At 65.1% G+C, this 860-nt stretch carries 1 protein-coding gene; it reads left to right on the top strand.

Going from position 1 to position 860, the window contains the following annotated elements:
* Window positions 1-48: 48 nt before the first annotated feature.
* A partial coding sequence (locus tag E0H50_RS42715) for an IS630 family transposase (protein WP_131297175.1) occupies window positions 49-860 on the top strand: 812 nt, incomplete at its 3' end.

Here is an 860-nt window from a genome sequence, read left to right as displayed (position 1 = left end):
CTAGTGTCCTGCTTCTGAAATTCGCAACATAAGTCTAGGGTGGGTTGTATGCCTAGGACTGGGCGGCCGAAGGCCGAGTTGGTGTTGAGTGTTGATGAGCGTGCGCAGTTGGAGCGGTGGGCGCGGAGGGCGAAGTCGTCGCAGGTGCTGGCGTTGCGGTCGCGGATCATTCTTGCGTGTGCCGAGCCGGGGGCGATGAGCAAGGACGTCGCGGCGGCGTTGAGCTGTGGTGAGTCGACGGTCGGGAAGTGGCGGCGCCGGTTTCTGGCCGAGCGTCTGGACGGGCTGGTCGATGAGGATCGGCCGGGCCGGCCGTCGTCGGTGAGTCTGGATCAGGTCGAGGACGTGATCGTGGCGACGCTGGAGTCGAAGCCGGCCGATGCCACGCATTGGTCGCAGTCGTCGATGGCGAAGCGGACCGGGTTGTCTCGTTCGACGATCGGGCGGATCTGGCGCGATTTCGGTCTCAAGCCGCACCGGGTGGACGGGTTCAAGGTGTCCACCGATCCGTTGTTCGTGGAGCGGGTCGTCGATGTCGTCGGGCTCTATCACAATCCACCGGAGCGCGCGGTGGTGTTGTGCGTGGACGAGAAGTCGCAGATCCAGGCGCTGGATCGGTCGCAGCCGGTGCTGCCGATGATGCCGGGCATGCCGCAGCGGCGCACGCACGACTACCGGCGCAACGGGATCACCTCGCTGTTCGCGGCGTTCAACGTTGCCGACGGCACCGTGATCACCGAGCTGCACCGCCAGCACCGCGCGACCGAGTTCAAGAAGTTCCTGGCCACGATCGACAAAACCGTGCCCGAGGGCCTGGACGTCTACATCGTGGCCGACAACTACGGCACCCACAAAACCCC

Source organism: Kribbella sindirgiensis, from assembly GCF_004331435.1.
In the GTDB taxonomy this organism is placed as follows: domain Bacteria; phylum Actinomycetota; class Actinomycetes; order Propionibacteriales; family Kribbellaceae; genus Kribbella; species Kribbella sindirgiensis.
Note: the sequence above shows the minus strand (reverse complement) of the source record. Positions and strands in the feature narration are given on the sequence as shown.